Source organism: Streptococcus sp., from assembly GCF_030825805.1.
Classification (GTDB): domain Bacteria; phylum Bacillota; class Bacilli; order Lactobacillales; family Streptococcaceae; genus Streptococcus.
In genome coordinates this window covers 108031-115555 of the sequence record NZ_JAPJPF010000001.1, presented here as the reverse complement: position 1 = coordinate 115555, position 7525 = coordinate 108031, and the positions used below count along the sequence as shown (strand labels likewise).

At 44.6% G+C, this 7525-nt stretch carries 6 protein-coding genes; 3 read left to right on the top strand and 3 right to left on the bottom strand.

Annotation, left to right across the window (positions count from 1 at the left end; translation table 11 throughout):
• Positions 1 to 50: 50 nt before the first annotated feature.
• A complete protein-coding gene (locus tag RCH62_RS00500) occupies positions 51 to 587 on the bottom strand; it encodes a TetR/AcrR family transcriptional regulator (RefSeq protein ID WP_006595361.1) in 537 nt (178 codons plus the stop codon).
• Positions 588 to 722: 135 nt separating this feature from the next.
• On the opposite strand from RCH62_RS00500, the gene RCH62_RS00495 reads away from it, so the two are divergent.
• Entirely contained in the window at positions 723 to 3518 is a 2796-nt protein-coding gene (locus tag RCH62_RS00495) for a YhgE/Pip domain-containing protein (RefSeq protein ID WP_125335143.1), read from the top strand.
• 65 nt (positions 3519 to 3583) lie between these two features.
• Here RCH62_RS00495 and RCH62_RS00490 read toward each other — a convergent pair whose 3' ends face one another.
• Both RCH62_RS00490 and RCH62_RS00485 read right to left on the bottom strand, forming a co-directional pair.
• Complete coding sequence (locus RCH62_RS00490) at positions 3584 to 4249, bottom strand: DUF4947 domain-containing protein (protein ID WP_223356315.1); 666 nt, start codon at positions 4247 to 4249, stop codon at positions 3584 to 3586.
• 217 nt (positions 4250 to 4466) lie between these two features.
• Positions 4467 to 5717, bottom strand: a complete 1251-nt coding sequence (locus RCH62_RS00485) for a carbohydrate-binding domain-containing protein (protein ID WP_306474367.1) — start codon at positions 5715 to 5717, stop codon at positions 4467 to 4469.
• Positions 5718 to 5943: 226 nt separating this feature from the next.
• Here RCH62_RS00485 and RCH62_RS00480 point away from each other — a divergent pair, with 226 nt between their 5' ends.
• Both RCH62_RS00480 and RCH62_RS00475 read left to right on the top strand, forming a co-directional pair.
• Positions 5944 to 6723 (top strand): polyphosphate polymerase domain-containing protein, encoded by a 780-nt coding sequence (locus RCH62_RS00480; RefSeq protein ID WP_306474366.1) that lies wholly within the window; start codon positions 5944 to 5946, stop codon positions 6721 to 6723.
• On the top strand, positions 6716 to 7399 hold the full coding sequence (locus RCH62_RS00475) for a DUF4956 domain-containing protein (protein ID WP_195610881.1): 684 nt from the start codon (positions 6716 to 6718) through the stop codon (positions 7397 to 7399). Before RCH62_RS00480 ends, RCH62_RS00475 begins: the two co-directional genes overlap by 8 nt.
• Positions 7400 to 7525 lie beyond the last annotated feature (126 nt).

Below are 7525 nucleotides of genomic sequence, written 5' to 3'. Positions count from 1 at the left end.
GACGACGAAATCGAATTCTAACGAATTACCGATTTCTGTCCCACTCTCTTTTATTCCAGCATTTTTAATAGGAAGTCCGCCATTTGTTGGGGGCTTTCTTTTTGCCCGCGCGCCACCCACATCTGACAGACTCCAAAGAAGGCATTGGTGAGGTAGACGGAACTATAGTCTCTTTCGATTTCGGTCAAAGATCGATGGCCATAACGTTCTTGCAAGCTATCGACTAGTAGAACTTGTAGCTTGTGCCGCAAGAAGGATTGAATTTCTTTTGTCCCATTCTCAGTTAGAAGGACAGCAAAGAGGGGCTCCTTGGTGAGAAATTCGAAAACTTCGGTAACAGCTTGGTGTTTATCATCTTGTTGTTTGTCGAAGATGTATTCAACTTTGTGGAAAAATTCCTGTTGGTAGCGCTCGATCATATCGTATTTATCACGGTAGTGGGTATAGAAGCTACTCCGGCTGATACCAGCCTCTTTTGCCAACTGAACAGTTGAAATCTCATCAAAGGACTCCCTATGAAGCAGGTCAACCATGGCTTCCTGGATGATCCGTTTTGTTTTTATTCGCTTGTTGCTTTCGGTAACCATTTAGTCTCCCTCTTTTATACACAAAATTATACACAGTGTCCAAAAATGATTTTTTTAACTTGCGGTTTTTAAAAAGAACTGTATAATCAATTATATCAAAAAAATTAGACAATGTGTATAAAAAGGAGACAAAAAATGTTTAAGGAATGGAAAGCGATTTTTAGGAAACCGACCTTTATCGTTGTGATGATCGGGGTTGCCTTGATACCAGCTCTCTACAATGTGATCTTTCTATCCTCTATGTGGGATCCTTATGGCAAGGTTTCCGACCTGCCAGTAGCAGTTGTCAATCAAGACCAGCCAGCTCGTTATCAGGAAGAAGAATTGGCAATCGGAAAAGACATGGTGTCCAATTTTGAGAAAAGTGACGCCCTGGATTTTCATATTGTCGATGAAAGAGCAGCTAAAGAGGGGCTGGAAAAGGGTGATTACTATATGGTGGTGACCTTGCCCAAAGATCTATCTGCTAAAGCTGCTTCTATCTTAACCAATCATCCGGAACAGATGACCATTGCCTACCAAACATCTAGTGGGCATAGCTTTATTGCTGGTAAGATGAGTGATTCAGCCATGATAAAAATCCAGCAAACCGTTGCTAGTAATGTCACTCAAACCTATACCAGCGCTCTTTTCGAAAAGATGGGAAGCTTGAAGACAGGGATGGGAACAGCAGCGGAAGGAAGCCAGAAATTAGCGACTGGTGCTGGTCAGCTAAAAGAGGGTGGACAGACCCTGACAGACCATTTGACCACCTTGTCCAATTCGAGTCTGTCTTTTTCAAATGGGGCACAGACTCTTAGCACTGGTCTCTTGGCCTACACCAATGGAGTTGGCCAATTAGGAACGGGTCTTCATCAAATGCAGGAGAAAGTTCCCACCCTCGTATCGGGAGTTGGACAACTTCATGATGGTTTTACTACCTTTAGTAGTGGACTGACGACCTATACATCTGGTGTTGGACAGCTGGGAGATGGTTTAAACCAAATGGCTAGTCAAACGCCACAGTTAGCCTCTGGGATTGGCCAATTGCATACAGGGATGACGACTCTCTCAACGGGACTGGATACCTACACAAAGGGAGTTAGTCAGTTGAATGTTGGTGCTAGTAACTTGACGGCTGGCCTCACCAGCTATAGCTCAGGGCTTGCTACTCTCAGTGGTGGAGCTAGTCAATTAAGCGGCCAATCGGAAGCATTAAGAAATGGAGTGTCTCAGTTAGAGACAGGCATTCAAACCTTATCCACCCAACTCACTCCGCAACCAAATCAACAAGAGCAACTTGCCCAATTAACAGCAGGCCTCACCCAATTAAATGAAGCTATTCAGAACACGAGCGGGGATACCAGTCAACTCAGCACAGCTTTGGCAAGCATCGCCACCTCTGCTCAAGGGATTTCAGCAGCAGCACAGGCTGACCGCAATTCGGTGCTAGCAAATCTTCAAGCTACTGCTGCCTATCAATCGATGACAGCTGAGCAACAGGCAGAAATGACGGCTGCTGTCTCTGCTACTTCAAGTACCACAGAGACTGCTGCTCAAGCGATTTTAACCACTGTTCAAGGCTTGCAAGAAAGCTTAACAACCGAGAGTTCCTTGGCCACAGTAAAAGAAAGTGCCAACCAGATCTTGCCAACAGCTTCGTCTACCTTGAATACTCTTTCAACTAGCTTGAGCTCCCTACAGACCGCAGTAACAGAGCAACTTCTACCAGCAAGCCAAACCCTTAGCCAGGGCATTCAACTCTATACGACAGGGGTGGATCAGTTAGCCGGTGGAGCTAGTCAGCTTACGGATAATAGCAGTAGCTTGATTGCAGGAGCTACTCAATTGAGTGCGGGGACAAGTCAGCTGGAGCAGAAATCTGGTGACTTGGTAATGGGAAGTAATCAACTAGCAGCAGGATTGGGAGACCTAAATGGGAAAATGCCAACTCTGACTGCTGGAATGAATCAATTAGCTTCAGGAGCCAACCAATTGACTAGTAAGTCTAGTGAATTAACAACAGGCGCTGGATTGCTAGCTAGTGGGATCGGTCAACTAAATGGTCAAACACCGGTTTTGGCTAGCGGTGTTGATCAACTGGTATCAGGAGTTGATCAGTTATCGGATAAATCAGGTCAGTTACTATCAGGTTCTCATCAATTGGCGGATGGTGCAACAAAAATAGCTGATGGCTCTGGTCAATTAGCGACAGGAGGTCAGGTTCTTGTCGGAGGCTTGGCTGATCTCCAAACAGGTAGTCAGAATCTTAGTCAAGGCTTGAGTTCAGCTAAGGACCAACTAAATAGCGCTAGCACTGAAAAAGAAAATGCAAGCGTATTGTCAGATCCAATCACTCTTTCGAAGACAGACCATGACAATGTTTCAGTGAACGGAGTAGGAATGGCGCCTTATATGATATCTGTTGCCCTTTTCGTCGCGGCTCTCTCTACTAATATGATTTTTGCCAAATTGCCATCTGGGCGTCATCCAGAAAGTCGTTGGGCTTGGCTTAAATCGAGATTGGAAGTGAACGGGATGATTGCGGTCTTGGCTGGTGTCCTGGTCTACGGAGCTGTCCACCTGCTCGGAATGGCGGCAAACCATGAAAGCTTGACTCTCTTCCTCTGTGTGTTAGGAAGTGTGACCTTCATGTCCGTGGTAACCGCCTTAACGACATGGAACAACAAGGTCGGAGCATTTATCTCTTTGATTCTCTTGCTCCTTCAACTGGCTTCTAGTGCAGGGACTTATCCGCTTGCCCTCACCAATCGTTTCTTCCAAACTATTCACCCACTGTTGCCAATGAGTTATACCGTATCGGGATTAAGGGAAACCATTTCCTTATCTGGTCAGATAGGTGGGCAAGTCACCTTCCTTACCCTAGTTTTGGGCTTGTGTATTGGTCTAGGAATGATGGCCTATCAACCTCAAAAGATGGAAGAAGACTAAGCTTCCTCTATCTAAAGTTTCATGTGAAACAAAGCCCTCTTCTCAATAGAGAAGAGGGCTTTTTCTTAGTTAAAATAAAGCACTTCTGGATTTGGAGTGATGTAGATAAGGTTATCTTCTTTGAAGACCAGCTGTACTTGGCCCTGTTTGTAGATATAAACCGTGTACGTTTGACCGAACCTAGTGGCTTGAGCGATATCGATCGCACCAGCCCAAAAAGCACGAAGCTGTTCATCTGTTAAGTGTCCCTCTTGATAGAGTTTCACGAGGTTTTCCCGTTCCTTTTCTGAGAAGGTTTCGACCAGATACTTTGGGTCGTTAAGGACATTTTCAGGTTCCCCAAGAATTTTTTGAACAAATTTTTTAGTATAGCCTTCGTAATCCGGTGTTGCGGCTTCTAATGTATCGCCATCTTTTCTATAGTAAACGACAGAATCGCCTGTTGCATAGATCTTGTCTGTTGGAGCTTCGCTAGCATTGGCAGGGAGCTCCTCCATTTTTTTACTAGAGCTGGTTTCTGTCTCAGACTCTTTCTTCTCTTTTTTGGAAGAGCTAGCTTTAGATGATTTTTTTGACGATGAGGCTTCTTTTTCACTTTTCTCTTGTTTTTTAGAAGAGGCACGAGAGCTCGTTTCTTCCGGTTTGAAATATGATTGAAAATCAGACATACAGGCTGTCAAGAAGAAAAGACTCAAAAAGAGCGTTGCAAGGAGAGTAATTTTTTTAGACATCATATAAATCCCTTTCTAATCATAGAGCGCTATTTCTTCTATTGTACACTATAAAAGCTTGGAAAGCACGAAAAAACAGGAGAGAGCTTGTACGAAGTAGGTATTCATACAAGCTTTCTCTCCTGTAAGGGTCAGCTCCTTGTGATCTCATTTGAAGCGAGGGAGTCATCTTTTAATAACTCTTGTGTGCTTCAGTTAGTGGCCTTGGAAGAAGGACTTAGCGTCCACCAGGCTTGCCAGGTCCACCGCCTTGAGGTCCGCCACCTCCGGGAGCCCCACCGCCTCCAGGCATGGAGTTGACAATTTCTGTTTGTTTTTCACCGTTGATATAGATATCTCCGCCTGTGTAGGTAGCTGTTCCATCAAAGTCAAAGCCGGATTGCCCCGTCAAATTGATGGTTCCTCCAGTCACAGTGACATTGCCGTTAGAGTCGATTGGATCGGTATCGCCTTGCCCAACTTCAACGTTGAGGGTTCCACCATTCATGGTGAAGAAAATTTCATCTTGGTTGGCATTGGCATTGGCCGCATTGACACCGTCATCGCTTGCGTAGATGGTGATATCTCCACCGTTAATGGTGATTGATTTTCCTTCAAGGCCTTCGACAGACTCGGTCACCTTGTAAGTTCCGCTATCGATGACTAGATCACCAGAAGCATGGATGCCATCGTCCCCAGCTGAAATGGTCATGGTATTGTCAGACAGATACATGGTTCCGACAGATGTATCTTCATCGTTATCCACCTTGACTGCATCTTCATCTGCATCGATGGTCATGGTCGTACCAGTGATATTGAGTTCATCATTGACGTTGAAGGCATCTCCAACAGCCGTGATCTTATAGGTTCCACCTGTGATATGGAGAGTGTCATTGGCTTTGATACCGTTGTTCTTCTTAGCGTCAATGTTGAGCGTACCTGAACCATTGATGGTGAGGTCGCCCTTAGAGAAGATCACTGCGTCGGCATCTTCATCATTGTTTGAACTTGAATCAGACAAGGTATTGGTCGTGCCGTCTGCTAGAGTGAGGTAGACATGCCCTGCTTTCGTAGCAGAAATTGGCGCGTTGGTGTTGGTCATGGTAACGCCTTTCAAGACGATGTGAACATCATCTGAGTCACCCGCTTCGACCTTGATTTGAACTCCATCGGATTCACCAGAGATGACATAGGTTCCAGCCTTTGAGATGGTCACAGTTGATCCAGATACAGCTACGCCGTCACCTGATACACTTGCAGAAGATCCAGACAGTTTGACAGTAGAGGCTGTACTTTCATCATAAGAGGTGTCCTTGTCCTTATCTGTAAAATAGTTGGAATTGTTTGTTTTATTTTTTGAAGTAGAAGTAGCGGTTGTTTGTGCAGTATTGCTTTTTGTAGCTGATTGTGATGACGCCTGGGTACAAGCTGTCAGTAAGGTGAGGGTTGCGGCCCCCGTTAATAAGAATTTCCATTTGTTTGATTTCATGAGCTTTTCCTCTCGTTCCCTTGATATGCTCCTAGTCTAAAGTTGCTAGCTGAAAGTTTCCTGAAGTTTTTCTGAAAGGAACCTTAACTTTAGTTTTCTTTAAGTTTGGCTTAATGAAAGCTTAAGAAAAGGCAACTAAACTAAGGAACAAGTAAAGCGACTTGTGGCTTTGCAACAAAAACGATAAAGAAAATGATAACTTTTTATTGAACAAAAGGAGAAAAACATGAAAAAAACGGTAGAGACAAGCTTCAAGCGGATTGAAACCAAATATGTGGTGAATAAAGAAGACTTGGATGATTTATTGAAAGATTTGAAGAAATATGTTGTTGAAGACGATTATCCCATCTCCACGATTTCGAATATCTATTTTGATACCGAAGACTTTGATGTGATCCAAGATGCTCTTGCTAAACAGAACCGTCGTGAAAAGATCCGGATGCGGACCTATGTGGAGCATCCAACAGTGGAGAGTCCGGCTTTTCTAGAAGTAAAATCAAAGGATGCAGAAGGAATTGGTCATAAGTTCCGCCTGGTCTCGAACCCTTCCTCCATCACCCGCCTCATGACGGATGGACTAGTGGATCAGACCATTCAGGATCTGGATTTGGTGCAAGAAATCCAAGCTTTGTGCCAGCGCTATGATAACCGACTACAGCCCCAGATGTACATCCATTATGATCGTTTGTCCTTAAAAGAAAAGAAGAGTATCCAAGGCTATCCTTACAATAAGATTCGGGTCACCCTGGATCAAAACTTGGTCTATCGTGATCAGCAGGTCAATCTCCTCCGTGGGAAAGCTGGAGAGTCTTTGTTAGAAGAAAATACCATCATTATGGAAATCAAGGCCCCAGGTGAAGAACCTCAGTGGCTGAAGGACATTCTGGATAAGTACGGACTGGTCAAACAGAAATTTTCGAAATACAGTTGTGCCTACCATAAGTCACAAGGCTTAGACTACGCACCAACGCCAATTCAAGAAAGGACAGGTGCTGCCTATGTCTAATCTATTTGATTCTATTTTTAATAACGCTACGACAACCGTAGATCCGGTGCGCCTGATGCTAGCCTTGCTGGTCAGCCTGGTGCTCGGGATGGCCTTGTCTTGGACCTATAAATACCGTACTCTCTATACGCGTGAATTTATCGTCAGTCTCACCTTGCTTCCCTGCATGATGACCCTGGTGATTTTCCTGGTGAATGGGAGTCTGGGGACCTCGATCGCAGTAGCAGGGACCTTTAGCTTGATTCGATTTCGTTCCGCTACCAGCGGCTCGAGAGAATTGATCGCGATTTTCCTAGCCATGATTATTGGTTTAGCAGCGGGGTCGGGCTACCTCTTATTGGCAGTTTTGTTCACGGCCTTTCTGTTAGCTATCTGGCTCTTGCTCGAAACCAAGCAAAGTAAGACCGACCACCAACGGCGCCGTCACCTGACGATTGAGCTAGAAAATCAGGCTAGGATTGCGGATAGGATTAGCCATTTATTGGAACGCAATTGTACAGAAGTCGACTTGATTTCGGTTAATACAAGCCAAAATGGGGAACAGCTTACCTTGGATTATGAAGTGGATCTGAGACCAGAAGTTGACGATTTTGCAATGACGACCCTCCTAACAGAAGAAATTTATCATTGCGATTTATCCTTGACTAAGAAGGCTAAGAAAAGAAAGAACTTATAGAAGAGAGTGGGACAGATATCGGTAATTCGTTAGAATTCGATTTCGTCGTCCCACCTCCGCACAGTTGAGTAGGGCTATAAAAGCTGATAAAATCAGCGTAGTAGAGCCCACTCAACCACTGCGTCT